The sequence below is a fragment of the Acinetobacter sp. FDAARGOS_558 genome (assembly GCF_003937785.1).
Classification (GTDB): domain Bacteria; phylum Pseudomonadota; class Gammaproteobacteria; order Pseudomonadales; family Moraxellaceae; genus Acinetobacter; species Acinetobacter baumannii.
This window is the reverse complement of sequence record NZ_RKJH01000004.1, coordinates 1-20,588: the sequence shown is the minus strand read 5'-3', so window position 1 is coordinate 20,588 and position 20,588 is coordinate 1. Positions and strand designations below refer to the sequence as shown.

The window sequence follows — 20,588 nt, the reverse complement described above, 5'->3', positions numbered from 1 at the left end:
GGCATTATCGTTATTTAGCTCATAAACATTTGAACTTGGATACTATCGAAGCAACGATTGATAACAAACTTGGTTCACGCCGAGTAAAAATGTCAGAAAACTTATTTAGAAAAGACATGAGTTTGCTTGAAGTTGCTACGAATTTAAAATTGATGCTAGAAGAAGGCGTGGCAGAGAATCCAAAGTATAGTTATGACGATTTAGCTAATGAAATTAATAAGTCAAAGACATGGGTTTCTCGAAGATTACAATTGCTTGAATCAGATGATTATCTAAAAAGCCTTATGGCTAATAAAATGGTAAATGATGCTGAAACTGGCACGATCATTAAAAACTTATTAGCTGAGTATCCAGAAGAAGTTAAAGCGTTAGTAGCAGATCATGAAGGTGCTATTTCATCAAAATTAGCCCGTGTATGGTCTAAAGAGCTGAAGGGTGAAATTATTACCTCAAGCACTTCAGACGTAACACAGTCATCTTTAGAACTTCAGAATTCGCCAAAGGCTGGTGAAAAAAATGAAGATAGTAAAGTGGACAATACTCAAGAGCTCATTACCGAAACTAAAGAGACTTTACAGCAACCTGCAAAAGTTCAAGAATCGGTTGAAAATACTGAAGCAGTGAAAGATGAAAAATCTTTTACGACTACTACTCAAAAGCAAACAAAAGAGATTGTAAAACAAGCAAATGAAAAGGCATTTTCAGAGCTTGAGACAGCTTATTTTAATGGTATTTTGGAAAGTTACGTCAGTATTTTAGATTTAACAGAAAGCGAAGATGAAGACTTAGTATCAGTAGCTTGTGGCTTTTTAAGAAGCTTTAATGATGAAAATACAGCTAATTTGTTTTCGTGGAAAAGCTTAATTCAATATCCAGTACTAGTTAATGAGTTGGCGACTATTTTAGATTCTATGGCGCAATTACATGTATTTGTTCCATCTTCTAATGTTGAAGACTCTCGTATGCAAGTTATTTTAAATCAACAAGACCTTATTTAAAACAACTAACAAGGGGGGCGACCTCCTTGTTTATTTAATAATTCAAAAAGCTATAGAGCTGAAGAGCTTAAGGAGAAACTATGAAATCGTTAGCTTGCAACATGTGTTTAATTACATTTAAAAGCGAGGATTAAAATGAATATTAATTTTAATACTGAAGAATTCCTTGCTACAGCAAAACAGGCTACACACTCACCAGCTTTGTTCCATAAGAAGTCTATGCATAGTCCAATCTATGCAGAAATCCAATTTGATATACCGTTAAACTATATAAGCTCTAAAACTGTACACTTGCGTAAAAATGGTTTTAAGGAATTAAATTGTGCAACGTTTAAAGGTATTCCTGATCTAGTTGATTCTAAAGTTAAGCAGGTTTCAATTCCACTTAAAGACTTAGGGCCGGTTGCAATCACACCGATGCCAGCAATTGGGATTTACTATGAGCTTAATAAGCGAAATAAAGACTATGGGAATGCACTTTTAGAAGTAACAGTTGAAGATCGAGAAAGATCCTTTTCTGATTACAATGAGTTAATTGAGATTTCACAGGGAAAAATTAATAGCTTTAATACACCTGAAATTACTTTAAGACCTATTGAATTTAGTAAATCAAAACTACCTGATGATGAGTTTTGTTTAACTGTTTTTATTGATGATGCTAATTTAAGCAGTAATTTAATAGCAACAGGTTTACCAAGTGTCACATCTATTGCGAGCTTCTTTAATTATGTTGAATTAAAGACAGGCCAAAAAGTTGATTTTGCGATTGGAATTTCTGGTACTGAAAAAAATCAAAATGTCTCAGTGCGTGAGAAAGTAATTAAATATCCAAGAACACGTACAAACGTAGGTGTCGGCCAAGTTGATCAGAGCAATGGAAAATTAGCTCTACATTTAATTATTAGCTGTGAGAGTCCAAGTGCTGCCAATCAAGTACGAGATTATATACTTAATGAAGATATACGCATTGCAACTGGACTTGTTTATCAGAAATCAATTTGTGATTTTGTACCAGAAAATACCTATTGGTTATATGAGGCGGATCCAAAAACAGTAGATGACGATTTAAGAAACCGTTATGTATCCGGTTTTCCTGTATTTCAACCAGATACTTTAGATTATGCAATGCAATTGTATGGAACAAACATAGTTGATAGTAGACATAAATATACCGTTACTTCAAACGGTTATGCACTATTAAATGCACCTACATTCTCAACTTATTCAAGAAGTGAAACAAAACTTCACTGCTATGCAGAAATACTTTACGCAGTTTGTTATTTAAGTGAAGAGTACTTGCCGGACAACTTATTTTGGAAAAAGAAAGAAGTACCTGGGCAGTTGGTTTATTGGTCATCTTTATAAGTAGTGATTAAAAAATGGTTAAATGGGTTAGTGCCTGGTTCTTGGTTATTAATATTTACTCTCCGAATAAACATGCTGTTTATACGATACCGTTCCAATCAGAACAAGAGTGTAAAAAAGAAGTACTTAAGCGTTTAAAACATGATGCTGGTAACGAAATTCTTAGCGTTAAGTTTGGTTCAGAGGTAAAAGAGCGAAGATCATATAGCTGTGATAAAGGACAATTACCCGTATATCCAGTTAAGTAAAATATGCTGTAAGGAGAGCTGAAAAGCTTGAGGTGTTTATGAAAGAACTTGTAATAGTCCTACGTTGGTTCATCGGATTTTTAACATTTCTCTTAGGATTGATGACTTTAATCCTATTTCTTAAATATATATGGGACCTTGTAATAATTAGAAATATTATTCTAATTGTACTTAGTTTCGGACTTTTCGGTATGTCTTTGGATATAAAAGAGGATGATGATAGAAAACTTACTTTGCTGCTTTTAATATCTACCATTTCTATGGTCGGTTTTACAAGTTGGACCTTATTTAAACAGATATTGAATTAATTAAATTAATTATGAGTCGCAAGACTTAAGGAGTTTTAAAATGTTAAATAATGAATTAACAACACAAGTATTTTCAATTGAAAATGAAATGGAAAAACTTGATCTTGATATTGATAGAAAAGATGAAGTTTTAGCAATAGTTGAAAACTTAGATCTAATTAAGAACCCACAAAAGGTACTTGAGTTGGGGGCTAATAACCGTGATTCGTTAGCTGATCTTTCTAACCAAATGCTGTCATTAGTTACTAATGATCAGTTGGGAGTTATGGGAGAATTAATGACGGATATTACTGTAAAATTAAAAAGAACAGACTTTTCCATTGGTAGTGATAAATCAAATATACCGTTGATAGGGGGGCTGTTAGCAAAAATTGGTAATTCAAAAGACAGGCTTATTACTAAATTTAAGACAGTAGAATCACAATTAAATGATAATTTATTGCAAGTAGCAGAAGCTCAGAAAGGGTTGCAATTAAATAATGATAGCTTGACGAAATTATTTGAGCATACAATTTCTGTTTATACTCAACTAGGTTTTGCTGTCATAGCTGGTCGATATAAAAAAAATGAGCTTATTGGCTTGATTGAGTCACTTAACAGTGAAGGTACAGATCTAGCAAAGCAAAGAGCAAATGCATATTCACAAATCTTAGAGCGTTTAGATAAGCGTATTACGGATCTAGAATTGTTGAGATTAAGTGCCTTACAAACGTTGCCTCAGATTACTTTTTTGCAGAACAATAATATTGCGTTAATTGAAAAGTTCCAAACTATATCTGGCTTAACTATTCCAGCCTGGCAAAGACAATTAATGTTGGCCTTGAATATTTTAGATCAAAAGAAATACTCACAATTAGGTGAGGAAATTGATAATTTCACAAACGAAACACTTCTAGAAAGCGCGAAAGATTTTAAAGAAACTTCAATTCATATTGCAAAACAAAGCAATCGCCAAGTTATAGATATTGAGACACTTCAGAAGGTGCAGCTTGATACATTAACTGCTTTTGAAGAAGTTATGGCAATCAACAAAACTTCAGCTCAGAAGCGAAAAGAAACACAATTACAGGCACAACAATTAAATGATCAGCTCAAAAGCCTGGTCGTTGCGGATCCGCAACAATTAAAAATCAGTGCAGATTAACGGGGAAATGTTATGAACACTAAGTACTTATCTGCATTAAAAACAAATTTCATTAATGAAAACGAACTAGACTCATTATTAAGTGAAATTCAGGATTTACCAGGTCATCCGCAATCCCTTACGACCTTACAAGATTGCGGATATAAAATGGGTGTAATCCATGAAGATTACTTTAACGTAATGTCATCATTCACATTTCAACAATTTGAAAAAAGTAAGAGATCTATTCTATACGTCTACGATAAAGAACTAGTTTATAAACATATACAAGCAATACAGAAAGCTAAATATGTACTACCTTTAATTCTTAAGCAGTATGAAAATACAGAGCGAAAACTTAAAGAACTTATCGAAGGTTGTATTGCTGAAAAACAAAAGTATCAAAGGAACTTTGAATTACGTCAAAGACTTAGAGAGGTCTTACAAAAGAAATTAAGTGAACTGACTTCTGATAATGAAGATGAGTATAAAAAGCTATCTAAGCTTAATGATTTAAATAGCCTGCAAATTGTGAACAGTGACTTAAGCCTTAAGTCTTTTGATATGGCTATTAATCTTGCTAAAGATAAATTGGGTAACTTTGATATAGCGAAGACACACGGGGATATGTGGAACACCAATTATTCTATTAAAGCTTTACAGAGTGATAATAAGGCCCTGATAGAAATTTCTAAAGACCCTGAAAAATATGACAAATTCAATATCAGAGACTTATCTTTAGTAAATTATGTTTGCGTCATAATTTTTGTACTTGTTCTTCTTGTAGCGGGATTACTAACGTTAGGTGATAATAAAAGCGAAATTAAAGAACCAGTTCATTTTGCAGCACTTGATGTTTATAACATGGTGAATGGTTCAAATCCTTCTTCAACAATAGGAAAACATAACAAAGAATTCTTTCTAAAAAATTATGAAAGTACGGTTCAAATATATAATAAATCACAGGACGTTTTAGTAGAATATTTGAACGGTTCACGAACTTTGACACCACAGAATAGGGAGGCTATTCAAAAAGGGTATACCATACTTTTGCAGTTAGCAGATTTAAAAAAGGATGATATTACTTTTTCTATTAATCCTGATATTAAGTATTCGTATGAGTATGCTTTAGGAATCACCAAAAAGAATGATAATTTTAGTGGCTTTTGGAACTTTTATTATAAAGCCGTAGTTTATTGGTTTTAATTTATTTTAATCCCTTTTGGCATACTTAACGGTTTATCTGAATTAAGGCAATATGAACTGAGAAATAAAATTAGAAAAATGATTGAGCCATATTATAAGCATAATTAAGGATTAATTTTTAAATAAAATGATTAAAATATAATCCGATATATTGTATTATTGGTACTGAAAGTATTAATAGATTGATGAGCTGAAAAGCTTAAGGTGTTCTCATGAAAAGTGAACTACATTGCTTTGAAAATAAAATAGCTACTATTTTTATAATAGCTATTTTTCTCTTCTTTATATTTGTTTTCATTAAACATTTTGATCATATCCACGCAGCTTTATGGCCTAAAGTTAGTGCTCAAGGTGAGCCATGCTTATATAAAACAGTAGGTTATATAACTTCTCCGAAAGACGGTACATCAACTGAAATAAAAGGTTGGGTGTGCCCAACAGATAAAAATATAAGTTCATCAAATAGGTAAAAGTATGGAATCTATATTATCGAACTCTCCAACATCCAAAGTTTATTCAAAAATAAAGTTTCAAGAGTTATTTAAGTCTTATCGTATAGCAATTATATTCTCAATAATATTTTTAATATTCGCATTAAATCAGAATTTTTTTCTAGGTGAATACAAAGATATTTTAAGGTTGGGATCATTTCTTTCGGCTGGATTAACTGGAGCTTTATTTATGACGAAGGTTAATAAAATTCAGGATATGTCAAGAAAGTTAAGTGATGAAGCAGTGCTTGCTCTTATAAAAATATTGTCTAATCACTCAGAGTATGTGGAGGATATTAAGGTAAAACTCAAAAACCATAATGAGGTAATCGTTCATGATGTATTAATTATACGTAGCATTTTGAATGATCAAATTTCTAAAATTTTAAAAGAAGGGAGCTTTACTACCGACAAAAAAAATACTGATGACATTTCTTTAGAGGGTATAGAGGACTTACGGTCCACCAAGAATAAACTGAGTTTTTTACTTTATGAATTAGGTATTTCAACTAGAGATCAAGAAGGTTTTCAATGGAAGCAAAACAACCAGAAGTAAAAGAGCAAGAAGACATATTGTCTTTAGGCTTAGGGGGGAATGTCAAAAAAATTCTCATTAAGGCAGAGAAGTACCATTGTTCACTTTGCGATCAAATTTTAGATCCAAAAGTTGAAAACCCAATAGATCATTCAATGTTATGCACTGGGTATTAAGTTAAGAGGATTACCTATGAAAATTAATTATTTTATTAAAGCTGTTGTAGTTGGTTTAAGTGTTTCAACATTAGTTTCTACCAGCTATGCTGCTTCTAGATCTAGTTACAGCTCTTCATCAAGCAGAAGCTCGTATTCATCATCATCGAGTAGTAAATCATATTCTTCAAGCTCTCCGAGCTCCTATACTTCTCGACCAAGTAGTAGCATAAGTAAACCAAGCTACACACCTTCTAAACCTTCAGCAACCACCACATATAAACCAGTGGCTAATACCACCTCCAAATCTAATCCGACAACCAAAACAGTTAAACCGGTAGTGAAAAGTACTGAAGTAAAACAACCTGTTCAAAAACCGTATCCGGTGCAAAATAATAGCCTAAGCAGCTATGATAGATTTAAACATGAACAACATCAAAAGCATAAATCTTCAAATGATTGGATGACTTGGATGTTGTTAGCTTGGATCGTGTCCGGCTCTTCAAATAGTCATGCATCAAACTCTTCAGTTGAAACAAAAGAAATCGTTGTCGATTGCAAAACCTGGTTAAAAGAGAATGGTCATAAGTCTAATGACATTGAAAACCTATCAAATAAAGACTTTGCAAAGATCAAAGCATACTGTGAAAAGGTTGATAATAAATAATTGAATTATTTAACGAGCCGAAGGGCTTATGGAGAGGTTATGAATAAATCTAAATTTAGCTATGCTGTTGACTTCAATAATGAAATTGTTGGAACTTTATCTGCTAAAGAATACTTCAGTATTGTAAAGAAGGCTTATACGGATTTAGTTTTTTTAAAAAAACATGTTTGGCCATTAGTGATGCACTTTCTGAATGCATTTAGTAAATGCCTTGTTCCTTTTAAAAGGGTTAAAGAAATACAAATTTTAGTGAGCTGAAGAGCTTAAGGTGATACTGATGAAAAATATACCTCTAATATTTGCCCTGGTATTAGCTTTATCCGGGTGCATGAGTGACGAAGATTTTGCTTTTGCAAAAGAAGAAATTGTAGAAAAAACTATCAATACTTACCTTCAAGATCAATATTCGATGATTGTAATAAGCGACATAAAAAATGTAACTCCATCGATATATAGTACTTGTAGTAAATATTTGAATATTAATAAAAGGATGATCAAGAAACAGAGGGTTAAATTATCTATCAGAAGTATCGAGTCTGAATATGTTTTAGATAAAGATGTGAATATTAATGATCTCAAATCATGTGTTGACGATTATTTGGTAAAAACCCCAATTTCAGAAGAGTCAATGAAAAATCTGAAAGATGATACAAGAGTTGAGCAATTCAAAAATGATCCTGAAGTACGTTCGTTAATTGATAACGCTAAAGCTGATCATTTAATCAGCTATTATGAATACCAGACAATACTTGGACTAGTGTTGAAGAAACATTACGACCATGAAATTGATTTGGGTAAAGCTGCATACCAACATGACTTTCAAAGTCTTTAAAAGTAGCTTATCAGAGCATTAAAGAGCTGAAGAGCTTTAGGAGAATTTGATGAAAAAACTAGCTGTAATGATCGCCATTGCTTCGATATTATCTGGTTGTATGACAAAAGATAGTCTTAATACCTTAAAAAAATTGGTTGTAGAAAAAGAAATAAAAGATTATGTAGCAAGCAATTATCCGATTGAGTCGCTAGAAATTGATCTATTAAGTTCAGAAATTTACGATAATTGCATGGATGTAATTAATATCAGTCAACTTTCGCTTGTTAAAATTGAATTAAATAAGGAAACAAGGTATGTCTTGAAATCAAGTGTAGATACAAAACCATTAAAAAAATGTATAGATAATTATTTAGCAAAAAAACCTGTCTCAAACGATGCAATGGAAGATCTAATTTCGAATCCTTATTATGAAAAATACAAGAATGAACCTGACGTAAGAGAAATAATTAATAAAGCAAAGATAGACAATCTTATAACCTATCATGAGCAAAAGGAAATACTTGATTTAGTTAAAAATAAACGTCTCAATCAAGCTCTAGCCGAAAACAAAATTTGGTATCAGAAACAAATTCATGATCTTTAGTGTGTGGTAATTAGCTAGGTGTCTCCACAATAATTTAATATCTGTTGGAAATATTTTGGCGTTCCCTACGGGCCGGGCTAGTTGGCTTCGCTCGAACTCCAAGCGAAAAAGAGGATCCATCGAGTTTAAAATCAAGTTTCATGCAAAGCCTGAACCTGATTTTAATACTCGATTCAAATCCTCTTTTTTTTACGCTTGTATTTCGCCCCTTACGGGCAACATCCCTAACGCAGCATGATCGGATGCTGTTTATCTTTAAAATTGAATCTAGGGGCAATTAGAGCGATTTAGAGGGCTATTTGTCGCAACCCTGCGGGATTGCTTTGTTATTACCGGATAAGGTCCAATGGGAGAAGTTTCACTTCTTCGGTCGTCTAGTCAAAATCACAGATTTTGACTGACTCGCTCGAAGTTTGAAACGGTAATCAAGGAGGGGGATGCTCGCAAATTTCATCAGTTCGCAACGTGGACACGTTGCTCTATGATAAACGTGCAAAACAAAAAGAGGTTGTGTTAACACAACCTCTTAGGTCTATCTTAAATAGATATAGCAACATGCTTTCCGTTAGGTAACTCAACATCTAACCTTACTTTGCCACCCATAGCTTCAACATATTCTTTTAATGATGAAATCTTAAGATCTTTACCTAATTTTTCACGTTTTGAAATAGCAGCTTGGCTTACACCTAGATTTTTTGCAATTTCAGCTTGAGATATTTTTAACTCTTCCCGTAGGTTCGATAGGTTAATATCCAATAGCATTTGATTTGCCATTTTCTTGATGCGTTGTTGGCTTTCAGGTGAGCGTTTTGAAATTATATCGTTTAATTTAGCCATTATTTATCTCCGTAATTATCACGTAAATATTGCTCATATTGTTCATCTGCAATCTTGATCATTTCTTTATAAAAGGCTTTTTCATTTAGCCCTTTCTTATCTCCAGCACACAAAACAATGGCTTTACGTTCTGGATCAAATGCAAAGAAACCACGGATCGGATGACCTTTAACTTGCACACGTATCTCTTTCATGTTCGGATATTTTGATTCTTTAATAGTATCAACATGAGGCCGGCCTAGATTTGGCCCCAGTTCTGACAAAACAAGCAAAGACGCTAAGATTTTATCTTGAGCATTTTCATCTTGTTCTGCCAACCAAGAATCAAAAAGTTCTGTTGTTTCTACATCCCAAGCCATTACAAATCATCATAAAGTTGATACTTTATTTTATAACCTTTAGGTTATATTTGCAAGCATAACCTTTAGGTTATATTTATGTTTAAGTGTTTGTTTATATTGCGTTAATAAATTTGTAAGTGGTCGAGAATGTGTTATAATTAAAAGGTGAAATCGGATAGGCTGGTTTCAAATGAGCAGAAATGCTTAAGGTGAATATTATGAAAAAAGCAACTCTTATAACTAACAATCTAGGCCATCTAGTTTGTTCAGACTCACTAATTTTCAAGTCCAAACTTACAGGCAAAACAATTTATTTATCACCCTCTCATTTATCGGCACGAATTTTTGAAAAAAACTCAAAAAAGCTAAAATGGGAATACTTTAATTGCTGGTCTGATGGGCTGAATCTGGTAAAAGAAATATTTAATAAAGAGCTTATAGAAAAAGAGAAAACTAACGCATTCAAAGAAAAACTTATTCCAGGTTCAATTCTTGTTTCTAGCTGGGGATCAGAACAAACAAACGTAAGTTTTTATCAAGTAATTTCATCTACTGCAAAGACTGTAACACTTCGGGAGATTGAAAAATATCGTTTTGAAGAAGACATGAGAGGATGGGTTACTCCAAAACCGAATGAATTTATAGGGCCAGCATTTAGAAAGAAAATAGAGTCTGAATATGTTCAGATTGGAAATCGTGAAATTGCTAGATTATTAAAATTTACGGTCATAGATGAAACTGGAACAAAAGTTTATGAGCGTCAAAAATTCACTAGTTACGCTTAAGACATATATTTTAGCCGTTGCGGATCCGCAACGGCTTCGGAGGTAAATATGGACCGCGAACACTTCATGGATTTTTTCAGGAATGATGAAAAACTTGAACAACTAACACCAGATGATCGGATAGAAATTTTTTTGAACGTTTTACTAGGCAGTAGTGATATAGATGTAAAACTTCTAAATGAACTTTTAAACAATTATGATATTAGTAATATCGTAATTAGTGAAAAATAATCAAATATGAATGAATCGGATAGGCTGATTCTATTAATATTGAGCTGATAAGCTTAAGGTGAGTTAATGAAATACTTTATAGCAAATTTATATTTTTATACCCGTAAAGAGCTTCTAGCAATTGCTGATGGAAAAGATGAGCTTGTTGATTTTCTAGATAGAATAAAAGGTTCTGAGTTAGAAAGCGCGAAACTTACAAGTGCAGAACGTGCATTTTTGAATGTTTATCAATCTGCTGTGTCAAATACTTTGGAGATGATGAACATTGATGTTTCTACATCTAGCTGGATGATTGGCAATGGTTTTTACGTCCCTTCTATGGTTGAAGATTATAACAAAACAAATATTTCTATTTTAGAAGTAGTACTGTTTTGTAATATCACAGCATTAAAAACATTGATCAAAACTGATACTGCAATAATCGAAACAAGGTTTGTTGAGTTTCTAATTAAGTACGTTGAAAAAATAGAATCGGTACATTGCTCAGATGATAAAATTTTTAAATTAGAACTAGGAAATAAGTATGAATTTGAGTTACATCAGGAAGGATACATTTTCGTAGAAAGAATTTCAGATGATGAAATTTTTAATGAACAATTTCTAGATTCAGAAATTTTGATAAGTTTGCTGTATGCGAAAGAAAATGAGAATGAGATTATTCCAGTAGGTACTTTTCACAGTGTCTCAGGGGTATATGATGCACTTGATTTTAAAAGTGCTATTAAACCTCTTTTACCAGATATTGAGCTGCTGGCATCTTTCTAAACAAACGGGCAATAATGCCCGTTTTTTTTAAAAATTAAATTTATATTAATACAAAAATATGTTTTTGATGTATAATAATTAAAGGAAGTTGGATAGGCTAACTTCAAAATTTGAGCTGAAAAGCTTATGGTGATTAATATGAAAGACAATAATCTAAAAGATTTATTCCAGTTCCTCTTAAACCATAAAAAACTCATCCAGTGTGGGATTACAGTTAGTCAGGGCAGCTACTCAATTACCGATCTTAATGAAGGTGTTTGTGTTTTGGTTGAACGAAATGTTCCATTCAAAGAATACTTATCTTTTCTAGAAATTATGGATAAATGGCCTGAGAAAAATAATGATCGAGGTTATACAGTTAGAATTGAAGGCGAGGATCCCTCAGAGATATACCTTGACTATTATGAGAATAACAAAAACATGTATGGCAATTGTTCATATGGCAAGAAACGATGGGATCTGATTTTATTTGTCTATCAAGAACTATTGGAAGCAAAGGAAGTCAGCTATTTAGAGGCTTGAATAAATCAAAAACAAAACCCTTTTTGAAACTTTTTAACATGAGCTGAAGAGCTTAAGGTGGCATAAATGAACTTACAAGACTTAATTAGCGAAAATGAATTTTTTATCAGGAATCTTAATGTAGCTCAGTATGACGGGCTGGATGAGTTGACAAATTTAGATGAATATAAATCTGAATTTTTGGACAAAATTAGAAAACTCAATTTTGGCAGTAATGAAAACAGACTTTTGCAAATTTTAGCGCAAGACGTTTTTGAGGAAGTTTACGAATACTGTGTATATCAAACCTTTGTAGAATGTTGCATGAATACAAAATGGATGACTGCAAATGGTTTTTTCTTTCCAGTTAATTTTGATCTAAAAGAAAAATATTATGAAGATCCAGAAGCGGGATATGTGATAAATACATTCGATGTAATCATTAGTGCAAATCTCCATGCAATATACCAAGTAAGACATAATGGAAAGGTATATTTTGATGAACATCAAGAAGAGATTCTACAGTTTTGGGCTGACTACATTATCGATATTTTACGTCGAAATAAGCGTCAGGCAGACAAGTTTATTATAGGTAATAAACTAGAATTTGATCTTCAAACTGAAGGGTATGTATTTCCGTTAGATATGGATGAAGATACTTTTTATCAAACATTTAACGAAGCAGAAATTAACTTCTATATCCTTCAGCAGAGTGGAAAAGACTACAAGATAGAGAAGTTTTCTAACACGTACAATAACGGTGGAGCAGAAGAAAGTAAGATGGCTTTTGAATGTTTCTTAAAGTTCTATCCATACACAGACTTAACTTTAATAGCCAATTTTTAAACATAAGGGGCTTCCCAACGGAGGCCCGCATTTAATCTCTAGATAGAGGTAAATATTCAAGTGATGCGGATCCGCAACCATGAGGATTTAAAGATGAAAAATTCAATTGATAAATTAAATATGTTGAAAATATTTTTAGGCAAGTGGTTGTATATCTTATTAATTTTATTGGTTGTAGTCACTATTCTAATGTGCATCAAAATGAATATTGTAGGCGATATCTAGTAGGTGAAAATTAAGGTTCAGTAGGTTTAAAAAGCAATGAACGATTAAATAAATCATTTTCACATGAACCTAACTGCTAAAGCTAAAATACATAAAGCATTCTATGCAATAAAAATATGGTGTTTAGACGTAAAGTTGATGAAGTACGAAAAGCGAGAGAAAATAAAGTTCTATTTTTTGATTATGAGCAGCTTCATACGAAAGAAATTTTTGAGCTTTATAAAGTAAAAAATAATCTTACTTGATTTTTTTTTAATCTTTTTATGGGCGTTCCCTACGGGCCGGGCTAGTTGGCTTCGCTCGAACTCCAAGCGAAAAAGAGGATCCATCGAGTTTAAAATCAAGTTTCATGCAAAGCCTGAACCTGATTTTAATACTCGATTCAAATCCTCTTTTTTTACGCTTGTATTTCGCCCCTTACGGGCAACATCCCTAACGCAGCATGATCGGATGCTGTTTATCTTTAAAATTGAATCTAGGGGCAATTAGAGCGATTTAGAGGGCTATTTGTCGCAACCCTGCGGGATTGCTTTGTTATTACCGGATAAGGTCCAATGGGAGAAGTTTCACTTCTTCGGTCGTCTAGTCAAAATCACAGATTTTGACTGACTCGCTCGAAGTTTGAAACGGTAATCAAGGAGGGGGATGCTCGCAAATTTCATCAGTTCGCAACGTGGACACGTTGCTCTGCAAATGTCTTTTATAACACGAAAAATTACACTAAATATATGTTTTTTCTTAATAAAAAGACATGAAAATGTAGTATAATTAAGGGGTGAAATCGGATAGGCTGATTTCTATATATGAGCTGAAAAGCTTAAGGTGTACTATGAAAATTTATACAAAAATTGCCCTTAATTACTTCAGAAATTTAATTTCTGCATGTGGAAAAGAACATGGGATATTTTTCTCAGAATCACCACAAAATCCAAAACATTTAGTAGCCAATGACACTATTTATTTCATTACTCAAATTGATGACTCAATTGTATTTATTGATTGTAAATATGGTCCAGTTTCAAATTATCGGATAGATGGAATTTTAGATTTTACATCTAATTCTATAGAGGATGCCGCTCAAATTGCTACTAATAATTTTCGTCTAATCTGTGAAAATCATTACACTATCTTGAATTGTGAATAATAAAAATTTGAGCTGAAAAGCTTATGGAGATCAAAATGAAAAAATGGTTTAGTTCTGATGTAAACAACCTTGATGATTTAAAGAAAGAATACCGTAAACTTTGCTTTAAACATCATCCAGACATGGGCGGCTCGACTGAAGATATGCAAGCCATAAATTCAGAATATGAGCAGCTTTTAAAAGTTCTAATTAATAAAAAGGCAGACAGTAACTATTCAGAGAAATCTACTTTTAAAAACCGAGATGAAGAAATTGATGCAGAAATTCGATTGAGAGAAGTTTTAGAAAAGATAGAAATCTTGGAAGGGTTAGAGATTGAGAGAATAGGACTATGGTTATATGTTTCAGGCAATACAAAAACGCATAAGGAAGCATTAAAAGAGGCTGGTTTAAAATGGGCACATGCTAGAAAACTTTGGATATATGTAGGTACAGAATGCAGAGGACGAGGAAACAAAGATATGGACGAGCTTAGAGCAAAATACGGAAATGAAAAGGTAAAAACTAGAAGTAAAATTAAAAAAATTGCTTAATTATTTTCTACAAAAAAAAGCCGACAAAATCGGCTTTTTTTACTTAAAATGTATAATTTCAACAACATAAATGATATAATTTATTTGTGAAATCGGATAGGCTGATTTCTATTTTTTGAGCTGAAAAGCTTATGGAGTTTTAAGATGTATGCAATTGTTGATTCAAATATGAATGTCATTGATGCTTCGATTTGTAAAATTAAATTAGAATATAAATTGGCTGATAAATTGTTTTGGATAGCTCACAATTTTGGTCGTCAAGCTGAAGGAGTTAAGCAAGATGAATTTGAAATAGATGAACTAAGTGATCCAGAAGTATGCAATGCTATTCACATGGCTTATCAAAATGCTTTTGACTATAAGAAGAATGAAATTAGTGATAGTTATAAAATCGTAAAATGGGATTGTAAACAGGCAATTTGGATTTAATTTTGAAACAAAAAAAAGCCGTGAATAACGGCTTTTTTTTGCAACAAAGTGATTGAAAAAATTAAGGAAAATGTTATAATTTAATCAAGAAATCGGATAGGCTGATTTCTATTTTTTGAGCTGAAAAGCTTATGGAGTTTACAAATGATTAAATCAAATAATATGATCGACATTAAAAATCTTATCAATGAATTTCGCAATGAAACTTTATTGGAAAAAGAGAAAGTCTTTATTGATGGTAAAGACAAAAAAAGCGTTATTACTGGTTCTAAAATTTTAACTCTAGCACTTACTAAAGAGAATATTATTTATACTATTTATCACATAGAAGTATGCCGTGATGAGGAAGGCAAAACAGTCAAACGTTATAAAATCCATCAAAGAAAATCTTTAGGTTTTTCAATTCCACTTAGCTTTTTGGTAAAGCGTGAATTTGAAAAAGCTGCACCAGAAACTTTAATAAATGCTTTAATTTGATTAGGAGTGGATTCAATGATTGCTCATCGAATTAATGATTCAACTGAAGAACTAAAACTTGAAGTTTTAAAAAGTGCAGCAGGTTTTTACATTGGAACTTTTGATTATGATTCTGATAATTATGGTCCTGTTAGCCGTGTATCGGAATACTTCAAGACCAGTGAGGAAGCAGAATATGCATTAAGGAATAATTGCTGGACACAACGTTAAAAAAAAGCTGGCTTTAAGCCAGCTTTTTTTTATCCTAATAAAATCTTTTTAATATCGTCCATATGTTTTTTCCAAACTTTTGGAGATATTTCAAGAAGCTTATTTCTATCTAAAAGTTTAAACAAATCATCTTTTACTTTTAATTTTGCTTGTTCAACTTCTTGAGCAATTTGTTCATCAAGTAATTCTAATTCTCTTTTCATTTGCTCTTTTCGTTGAGCTAATTTTTTGCCTTTCGGCGATAAATAATCTTCAATATTACCTGATTCATCTTTTGCTTTTGTTTCATTTGAATTTGTATTGGCTGCATCATTTTCAGCCTTAACAGATTCGTCATTTGTTTGAGCAACATTATTCATATTTACACCATCTCAAATTTTAACTAGCAAACAAAACTTCTTTGTTTGGCGACAGATACATACTAAATATTTTCACCAATCTAGCAACAGAATTTTTTTAAAAAACTTAAGATTGATTAAATGATGCGGGACACCCCGCTCATTTTTTTCTCACACACCACGCACCTAACGGTGCTTTTAGCTCAAGCCTTTATGGTGCAAGGTTTTGAGTGGATAAAACACTAGGTAAATATGGTTAACTTTTATGATCTATAAACTGTTATATGTTATTAATATATAAAAAGAAATAGGTGTTAACTTTCATTTTATTTAAAGTTAACCAATAAACTCATAAAAACAATGTAAGAACTTGTTTTTAAATAATATATATGGAGTAACCGATTTTATTTTATAAAATCAGAAAGATTTTGATTTATGTTATTGAAATATAGGTAAAAACTATGGTTACACAACTATTTTGAACATAAAAAAATAAATATTTCCAAAAGAACTAAAATGAAAATTAAAAAAATTGCATCAAAGTGCTACAATTTTTTCATCTTTTGTTTATCCACAGCTCTTGAGGAGTGTCAAACTCATGACCCAAAAGAAAGTTTCAATTGGAGGTAAGGTTAGCCCTGAAATTAAGAAATACTATGATGATATGGCTAATAGATTAGGAATCTCTACAAGTCAGTTACTTGAAAAAATCTTAATTGAAAACCTTACATTATCTAAAGTCCAAATCTTAATTGATGACTTTGACAACAAAGTCAATTATATGGTCGAGCTTATCAATCAGAGTTTTACGAACCAATCTCATTTTATTGATGAAAAATTTGATATCTCAAATTCTAGTTTAGCTAAGTTGATTTATGAAAACGGTTTGAATAAACAAACTGAAGAGTTCATTGCTACTTTAACTTTCTTGGAAGCTGCTAAGTATAAAAATCTGCCATTAGTTAAAGACTTTAATAAACGCGAAACCACTGGTGAAGCTCTCTTTTTACAAGCATCAAAAGAAGCTAGAGAGTCAGTTGCTAAACGTCGTAATCAATCAGAGGCTTAATTGAATGAAAGCAAAGAATAACTCAAAAGCAATCGAATTTACGAGAGGTTCTGAAATATGGATTCATCAATTTCGAATGTTTATTTCAAGCATGATGAATGTCATAGTTTTTGGCCTGATGATTACGATTGGCATTGTATGTGCATTTCTATACATTAAATTAAAGGATGTTCATTTTCTTGCTTTAAGTGTGCAATACGATATTTGGTTAAAGTCAGTATTTAATAATCCAGATGCGAGAGTAGCACTGAAGCTAAATGGTGTTGTACGTGATTACACTCTTGATCAAGCTCAGCACATTATTAATCCCTATTTTAACCAATTAAAGTTTTATGTTTTTCGAGCATTTATTTTAGGTATTCTTTTAAGCTCATTTCTAGTCGGTGGTCTTATTTATTACTGGTTTACTTATGGTAAGGAAGTAATGTCTGATGAACAAATTCGTGGTTCAGAACTAGTTTCTAATGACGCATTAATTTATAAAATCCAAAGTACGAAAGGATTCAGTCCATATAAAATTTCTAACATACCTATGGTAAAAAATACAGAAGGTACGAATGTTGGTATTTTTGGTGCTCCTGGTTCTGGTAAGTCTCAAATTTTTAGAGATCATTTATCTCAGGTTAGAAACAATAAAAGAAAAGCTATCGTTTATGATCCTTCAGGAGAATTCACTTCAGAATTTTATCGACCAGGTATAGATATTATTCTAAATCCATTTGATGAACGTATGCCGTATTGGTCACCATTTTTTGAAATTCGTCATGATGAGCATTTCGATAGTATTGCTAATGCTTTTGTTCCAGTTGAGGGTAAAGATCCTTATTTTGGCGAAGCTGGTAGAACAGTATTAGCTGAAGTCATGCGTGAATTACATGCTAATGGTATACACTCAAATAAGACTCTCCATGACACGATTGCACATTTTACTATTGAAGAAATATCGTCTGTGCTTGAGGGAACGGCTGCTTCAAAGCATGTTGATAAAAAAGCTGAAAAGACGGCACTGGCTGTTCTTACAACAGTACAAAATAAATTAAGAGCATTTCGCTATTTACCAGATTCCGGTACACAGTTTTCTATACGTGATTGGGTAAGTCGGCCTGAAGAAGACTCATGGATTTTCCTTTCGCTTAGAGAAGAACAGAAAACTACTATTGAACCACTTATTACGTTGTGGTTTTCAATATTCATTAAAGCCGTAATGAACTTAGAACCAATACATCGTGAACTATTATGGATGTATTGTGATGAGTTCCCAACTCTACCAAAAATGGATGATTTACCTTTATCTCTTACAAATACTCGTAAATTCGGTTTATGTCATTTTTTAGGACTACAAGATATTCCTCAACTTGAAGAAAAGTACGGAGAAAAAATTGCTCGTTCAATAATTTCAGCTTTACAAACGAAAGTGTTCTATCGAGTTAATGAAAATGAAACTGCGAAAAGAATGTCTGAAATTCTTGGACAGATGGAAGTTGCTGAAAAAAATATGTCTAGAAGTATGGGGGTTAATGATTCAAGAGACGGTGATAGTTTTATTACTCAAAGGAGAGAACGCTTTATTGTTTTACCATCTGAAATTATGAAGTTGCCAGATCTAACAGGATACTTAAGAGTTCCTGGTGATTATCCAGTTACGAAGATTACTCAGAAATATCATCCTCACTTAAAAAATGTTCCAGCATTTATAGAACGAGAAAATATGGGTTTCATTTCTGCGTTTGCGGTTGCTGAAGCTTTAGAATCCCAATCGAATTCTGATGGAAAAGAGCCATTAGTAGAACAACAAAATGAAGAAGGCAATTTCTTTGGGAATTCTACTGTGCCACTTGTTGGAAATAGTAGTTTCTTTGGGAAATCTAATACAACCTCTGAAAATATTTATGAAAATTCACCTTTAGATTTATTTCATTCTCAAACAGAAGATAGTGATTTATCACTTAATGAAAAAAACGGTATTCAACCAGACGAAATAATCCCGGACGAAGATGAAAAGCCTAAAGTTGTTAATAATGACAGACTACATACTTTTGCCAGCTATCTTGCCGCAACCGATGAATCAAGTGTTCAGAAAAATAATGACGTTACTCCTGACACTAATTCAAGTAATGATTCTAATGAATCTAGTTTTAAAGACTTGTTCAATAACAATGATTAGGTAGGTAGATAATGCTAAGTGTTAACAATGTAGTTGAATCAGGAAAGGCTTTGTCTTACTACCAATTAGATAATTATTATACTAATGAGCAACAATCATTGGATCAAACTGAATGGTATGGTCGTGGTGCTCAAGTATTAGGTATTAATGGTGAACAAATTGAGGCAAATATTTTTAAAGACTTGCTAGAAGGTAGAGTAGAAGATCAACAGTTGGGGCGAGTTAGGAAAGATGAAAATGGTCAAAGTTATATTGATCATAGAGCTGGTATAGATTTAACGTTTAGTGCTCCAAAATCTGTTTCGATAATGGCAGAGGTTTTTGAAAATCAAGATGTGCTACAAGCACATCTTGATGCTGTTAAAGATACTATTTCCGCTATTGAAGATCATTACACGCAAACTAGAATCAGTGTTGATGGCACAATTCAAAAATCAGAGAGTGATAATTTAGTTGTTGCTCTTTTTAATCACAATACTAGTAGAGCATTGGATCCGCAAACTCATACACATGCAGTTGTTATGAACATGACTTTAAATGATAAAGATTCATGGACGGCATTAAGTAACGAAGTAATTTATGATAATCAGGCAACCATAGGTTCGATATATAATTCTAATCTCGCTCAAAATTTAAGAGCTATAGGTCTTGATGTAGAGGTAAAAGATAATCAGGGCAATTTTGAAATTGCCGGCTTTACTCCAGAAATGATACAAGAGTTTTCTCAGCGAAGAACTCAGATTATTGAAAGTTTAAAAAGTAGAGGAATTGATATTGAAGATGCACCTGCTAGTTTGAGAGAACAAGCAGCTTTAAAAACACGGGAAAGGAAACAGGCATTTAATGAGGCTGAATTACGTCAAGTTTGGAAGGAACGTGCAAGTGAACTTGGCATTACACAAAGTTTTGTAGATAAGCTAGAAGATAAAATTAAAACGAATCAGATGAATGCGGATCCGCAACCTTCAGAAAAAAACCAAAAAGACATATGGAAAACCGGATCCTCAAAAAATGATCCGAATATATCATTTGAAGGGAAAACGGAAGTTTCTAGCGATAAATCTAATAACGCTGATAAAGAAGCACCAGATAAACGAATTGACAACTCTGAAACGCAAAATCCGAGCGATAGCGCCATATCAAATGAAAAAGCTAGTCAAGTGTCAGGAAAATCCAAAA

Annotated in this window: 28 protein-coding genes; 25 read left to right on the top strand and 3 right to left on the bottom strand. The window is 32.5% G+C overall.

Annotated features, from left to right (window positions below; genetic code table 11):
• From EGT34_RS20780 to EGT34_RS20720, 12 genes are all read left to right on the top strand, one after another.
• On the top strand, positions 1 to 998 hold a 998-nt coding region (locus EGT34_RS20780; RefSeq protein ID WP_125305495.1), incomplete at its 5' end, for a KorB domain-containing protein.
• A gap of 135 nt (positions 999 to 1,133) precedes the next feature.
• Positions 1,134 to 2,363, top strand: a complete 1,230-nt coding sequence (locus tag EGT34_RS20775; RefSeq protein WP_001024502.1) for a hypothetical protein — start codon at positions 1,134 to 1,136, stop codon at positions 2,361 to 2,363.
• Between the two features lie 14 nt (positions 2,364 to 2,377).
• Positions 2,378 to 2,611, top strand: a complete 234-nt coding sequence (locus tag EGT34_RS20770) for a hypothetical protein (RefSeq protein WP_000241707.1) — start codon at positions 2,378 to 2,380, stop codon at positions 2,609 to 2,611.
• Positions 2,612 to 2,959: 348 nt separating this feature from the next.
• The gene (locus tag EGT34_RS20760) at positions 2,960 to 4,063 is read left to right on the top strand and encodes a toxic anion resistance protein (RefSeq protein WP_000933769.1); all 1,104 of its coding nucleotides are present in this window, start codon (positions 2,960 to 2,962) and stop codon (positions 4,061 to 4,063) included.
• A gap of 12 nt (positions 4,064 to 4,075) precedes the next feature.
• Complete coding sequence (locus EGT34_RS20755) at positions 4,076 to 5,248, top strand: hypothetical protein (RefSeq protein WP_228713140.1); 1,173 nt, start codon at positions 4,076 to 4,078, stop codon at positions 5,246 to 5,248.
• A 212-nt stretch (positions 5,249 to 5,460) separates the two neighbouring features.
• Entirely contained in the window at positions 5,461 to 5,718 is a 258-nt protein-coding gene (locus EGT34_RS20750; RefSeq protein ID WP_000834290.1) for a hypothetical protein, read from the top strand.
• Between the two features lie 4 nt (positions 5,719 to 5,722).
• Positions 5,723 to 6,295 (top strand): hypothetical protein, encoded by a 573-nt coding sequence (locus EGT34_RS20745; protein WP_000443897.1) that lies wholly within the window; start codon positions 5,723 to 5,725, stop codon positions 6,293 to 6,295.
• A complete protein-coding gene (locus tag EGT34_RS20740) occupies positions 6,271 to 6,450 on the top strand; it encodes a hypothetical protein (RefSeq protein ID WP_000387630.1) in 180 nt (59 codons plus the stop codon). Before EGT34_RS20745 ends, EGT34_RS20740 begins: the two co-directional genes overlap by 25 nt.
• A gap of 16 nt (positions 6,451 to 6,466) precedes the next feature.
• Entirely contained in the window at positions 6,467 to 7,096 is a 630-nt protein-coding gene (locus tag EGT34_RS20735; RefSeq protein WP_000701003.1) for a hypothetical protein, read from the top strand.
• A gap of 39 nt (positions 7,097 to 7,135) precedes the next feature.
• On the top strand, positions 7,136 to 7,354 hold the full coding sequence (locus tag EGT34_RS20730) for a hypothetical protein (RefSeq protein WP_001043201.1): 219 nt from the start codon (positions 7,136 to 7,138) through the stop codon (positions 7,352 to 7,354).
• A 19-nt stretch (positions 7,355 to 7,373) separates the two neighbouring features.
• Positions 7,374 to 7,928 (top strand): hypothetical protein, encoded by a 555-nt coding sequence (locus EGT34_RS20725; protein ID WP_000790084.1) that lies wholly within the window; start codon positions 7,374 to 7,376, stop codon positions 7,926 to 7,928.
• 49 nt (positions 7,929 to 7,977) lie between these two features.
• Complete coding sequence (locus EGT34_RS20720) at positions 7,978 to 8,514, top strand: hypothetical protein (RefSeq protein WP_000731978.1); 537 nt, start codon at positions 7,978 to 7,980, stop codon at positions 8,512 to 8,514.
• A gap of 537 nt (positions 8,515 to 9,051) precedes the next feature.
• Here EGT34_RS20720 and EGT34_RS20710 read toward each other — a convergent pair.
• Entirely contained in the window at positions 9,052 to 9,351 is a 300-nt protein-coding gene (locus tag EGT34_RS20710; protein WP_001096429.1) for a helix-turn-helix domain-containing protein, read from the bottom strand.
• On the bottom strand, positions 9,351 to 9,710 hold the full coding sequence (locus EGT34_RS20705) for a type II toxin-antitoxin system RelE/ParE family toxin (protein WP_000312250.1): 360 nt from the start codon (positions 9,708 to 9,710) through the stop codon (positions 9,351 to 9,353). Before EGT34_RS20705 ends, EGT34_RS20710 begins: the two co-directional genes overlap by 1 nt.
• Before the next feature lie 200 nt (positions 9,711 to 9,910).
• Here EGT34_RS20705 and EGT34_RS20700 point away from each other — a divergent pair, with 200 nt between their 5' ends.
• The 10 genes from EGT34_RS20700 to EGT34_RS20650 all read left to right on the top strand — a co-directional run bounded on the left by EGT34_RS20700 (position 9,911) and on the right by EGT34_RS20650 (position 15,838).
• Positions 9,911 to 10,477: a hypothetical protein gene (locus EGT34_RS20700; RefSeq protein WP_000710385.1), complete on the top strand. Its 567-nt coding sequence runs from the start codon at positions 9,911 to 9,913 to the stop codon at positions 10,475 to 10,477.
• Positions 10,478 to 10,525: 48 nt separating this feature from the next.
• Positions 10,526 to 10,708 (top strand): hypothetical protein, encoded by a 183-nt coding sequence (locus EGT34_RS20695; RefSeq protein ID WP_000373385.1) that lies wholly within the window; start codon positions 10,526 to 10,528, stop codon positions 10,706 to 10,708.
• A gap of 66 nt (positions 10,709 to 10,774) precedes the next feature.
• The gene (locus EGT34_RS20690) at positions 10,775 to 11,473 is read left to right on the top strand and encodes a hypothetical protein (protein WP_000873188.1); all 699 of its coding nucleotides are present in this window, start codon (positions 10,775 to 10,777) and stop codon (positions 11,471 to 11,473) included.
• 138 nt (positions 11,474 to 11,611) lie between these two features.
• Complete coding sequence (locus tag EGT34_RS20685) at positions 11,612 to 11,995, top strand: hypothetical protein (protein ID WP_000654348.1); 384 nt, start codon at positions 11,612 to 11,614, stop codon at positions 11,993 to 11,995.
• A gap of 66 nt (positions 11,996 to 12,061) precedes the next feature.
• Complete coding sequence (locus EGT34_RS20680) at positions 12,062 to 12,820, top strand: hypothetical protein (protein ID WP_001053127.1); 759 nt, start codon at positions 12,062 to 12,064, stop codon at positions 12,818 to 12,820.
• Between the two features lie 1,054 nt (positions 12,821 to 13,874).
• On the top strand, positions 13,875 to 14,189 hold the full coding sequence (locus EGT34_RS20670; protein WP_000708714.1) for a hypothetical protein: 315 nt from the start codon (positions 13,875 to 13,877) through the stop codon (positions 14,187 to 14,189).
• A gap of 35 nt (positions 14,190 to 14,224) precedes the next feature.
• A complete protein-coding gene (locus tag EGT34_RS20665) occupies positions 14,225 to 14,722 on the top strand; it encodes a molecular chaperone DnaJ (protein ID WP_000758689.1) in 498 nt (165 codons plus the stop codon).
• 144 nt (positions 14,723 to 14,866) lie between these two features.
• Entirely contained in the window at positions 14,867 to 15,151 is a 285-nt protein-coding gene (locus tag EGT34_RS20660) for a hypothetical protein (RefSeq protein WP_000270931.1), read from the top strand.
• 144 nt (positions 15,152 to 15,295) lie between these two features.
• On the top strand, positions 15,296 to 15,628 hold the full coding sequence (locus EGT34_RS20655; protein WP_000597531.1) for a hypothetical protein: 333 nt from the start codon (positions 15,296 to 15,298) through the stop codon (positions 15,626 to 15,628).
• A gap of 15 nt (positions 15,629 to 15,643) precedes the next feature.
• Positions 15,644 to 15,838: a hypothetical protein gene (locus EGT34_RS20650; RefSeq protein ID WP_000560244.1), complete on the top strand. Its 195-nt coding sequence runs from the start codon at positions 15,644 to 15,646 to the stop codon at positions 15,836 to 15,838.
• A 29-nt stretch (positions 15,839 to 15,867) separates the two neighbouring features.
• Here the strand turns inward: EGT34_RS20650 and EGT34_RS20645 are convergent, their stop codons facing one another.
• Positions 15,868 to 16,197 (bottom strand): hypothetical protein, encoded by a 330-nt coding sequence (locus EGT34_RS20645; protein ID WP_001066685.1) that lies wholly within the window; start codon positions 16,195 to 16,197, stop codon positions 15,868 to 15,870.
• Positions 16,198 to 16,774: 577 nt separating this feature from the next.
• On the opposite strand from EGT34_RS20645, the gene EGT34_RS20640 reads away from it, so the two are divergent.
• The 3 genes from EGT34_RS20640 to mobF form a co-directional block, all read left to right on the top strand.
• Positions 16,775 to 17,245 (top strand): hypothetical protein, encoded by a 471-nt coding sequence (locus tag EGT34_RS20640; RefSeq protein WP_000192272.1) that lies wholly within the window; start codon positions 16,775 to 16,777, stop codon positions 17,243 to 17,245.
• Positions 17,246 to 17,249: 4 nt separating this feature from the next.
• Positions 17,250 to 19,409 carry a type IV secretion system DNA-binding domain-containing protein gene (locus EGT34_RS20635; RefSeq protein WP_000644960.1) on the top strand — a complete coding sequence of 720 codons (2,160 nt, stop codon included), beginning with the start codon at positions 17,250 to 17,252 and terminating at the stop codon, positions 19,407 to 19,409.
• Positions 19,410 to 19,420: 11 nt separating this feature from the next.
• Positions 19,421 to 20,588 (top strand): MobF family relaxase (gene mobF / locus EGT34_RS20630; RefSeq protein WP_125305494.1); only part of this gene is annotated, 1,168 nt, incomplete at its 3' end.

Excerpts from the sequence above, each read along its gene's own strand:
- EGT34_RS20775 (WP_001024502.1), top strand. The coding sequence starts at position 1,134 with ATGAATATTAATTTTAATACTGAAGAATTCCTTGCTACAGCAAAACAG.
- EGT34_RS20770 (WP_000241707.1), top strand. The coding sequence starts at position 2,378 with ATGGTTAAATGGGTTAGTGCCTGGTTCTTGGTTATTAATATTTACTCT.
- EGT34_RS20760 (WP_000933769.1), top strand. The coding sequence starts at position 2,960 with ATGTTAAATAATGAATTAACAACACAAGTATTTTCAATTGAAAATGAA.
- EGT34_RS20755 (WP_228713140.1), top strand. The coding sequence starts at position 4,076 with ATGAACACTAAGTACTTATCTGCATTAAAAACAAATTTCATTAATGAA.
- EGT34_RS20750 (WP_000834290.1), top strand. The coding sequence starts at position 5,461 with ATGAAAAGTGAACTACATTGCTTTGAAAATAAAATAGCTACTATTTTT.
- EGT34_RS20745 (WP_000443897.1), top strand. The coding sequence starts at position 5,723 with ATGGAATCTATATTATCGAACTCTCCAACATCCAAAGTTTATTCAAAA.
- EGT34_RS20740 (WP_000387630.1), top strand. The coding sequence starts at position 6,271 with ATGGAAGCAAAACAACCAGAAGTAAAAGAGCAAGAAGACATATTGTCT.
- EGT34_RS20735 (WP_000701003.1), top strand. The coding sequence starts at position 6,467 with ATGAAAATTAATTATTTTATTAAAGCTGTTGTAGTTGGTTTAAGTGTT.
- EGT34_RS20730 (WP_001043201.1), top strand. The coding sequence starts at position 7,136 with ATGAATAAATCTAAATTTAGCTATGCTGTTGACTTCAATAATGAAATT.
- EGT34_RS20725 (WP_000790084.1), top strand. The coding sequence starts at position 7,374 with ATGAAAAATATACCTCTAATATTTGCCCTGGTATTAGCTTTATCCGGG.
- EGT34_RS20720 (WP_000731978.1), top strand. The coding sequence starts at position 7,978 with ATGAAAAAACTAGCTGTAATGATCGCCATTGCTTCGATATTATCTGGT.
- EGT34_RS20710 (WP_001096429.1), bottom strand. The coding sequence starts at position 9,351 with ATGGCTAAATTAAACGATATAATTTCAAAACGCTCACCTGAAAGCCAA.
- EGT34_RS20705 (WP_000312250.1), bottom strand. The coding sequence starts at position 9,710 with ATGGCTTGGGATGTAGAAACAACAGAACTTTTTGATTCTTGGTTGGCA.
- EGT34_RS20700 (WP_000710385.1), top strand. The coding sequence starts at position 9,911 with ATGAAAAAAGCAACTCTTATAACTAACAATCTAGGCCATCTAGTTTGT.
- EGT34_RS20695 (WP_000373385.1), top strand. The coding sequence starts at position 10,526 with ATGGACCGCGAACACTTCATGGATTTTTTCAGGAATGATGAAAAACTT.
- EGT34_RS20690 (WP_000873188.1), top strand. The coding sequence starts at position 10,775 with ATGAAATACTTTATAGCAAATTTATATTTTTATACCCGTAAAGAGCTT.
- EGT34_RS20685 (WP_000654348.1), top strand. The coding sequence starts at position 11,612 with ATGAAAGACAATAATCTAAAAGATTTATTCCAGTTCCTCTTAAACCAT.
- EGT34_RS20680 (WP_001053127.1), top strand. The coding sequence starts at position 12,062 with ATGAACTTACAAGACTTAATTAGCGAAAATGAATTTTTTATCAGGAAT.
- EGT34_RS20670 (WP_000708714.1), top strand. The coding sequence starts at position 13,875 with ATGAAAATTTATACAAAAATTGCCCTTAATTACTTCAGAAATTTAATT.
- EGT34_RS20665 (WP_000758689.1), top strand. The coding sequence starts at position 14,225 with ATGAAAAAATGGTTTAGTTCTGATGTAAACAACCTTGATGATTTAAAG.
- EGT34_RS20660 (WP_000270931.1), top strand. The coding sequence starts at position 14,867 with ATGTATGCAATTGTTGATTCAAATATGAATGTCATTGATGCTTCGATT.
- EGT34_RS20655 (WP_000597531.1), top strand. The coding sequence starts at position 15,296 with ATGATTAAATCAAATAATATGATCGACATTAAAAATCTTATCAATGAA.
- EGT34_RS20650 (WP_000560244.1), top strand. The coding sequence starts at position 15,644 with ATGATTGCTCATCGAATTAATGATTCAACTGAAGAACTAAAACTTGAA.
- EGT34_RS20645 (WP_001066685.1), bottom strand. The coding sequence starts at position 16,197 with ATGAATAATGTTGCTCAAACAAATGACGAATCTGTTAAGGCTGAAAAT.
- EGT34_RS20640 (WP_000192272.1), top strand. The coding sequence starts at position 16,775 with ATGACCCAAAAGAAAGTTTCAATTGGAGGTAAGGTTAGCCCTGAAATT.
- EGT34_RS20635 (WP_000644960.1), top strand. The coding sequence starts at position 17,250 with ATGAAAGCAAAGAATAACTCAAAAGCAATCGAATTTACGAGAGGTTCT.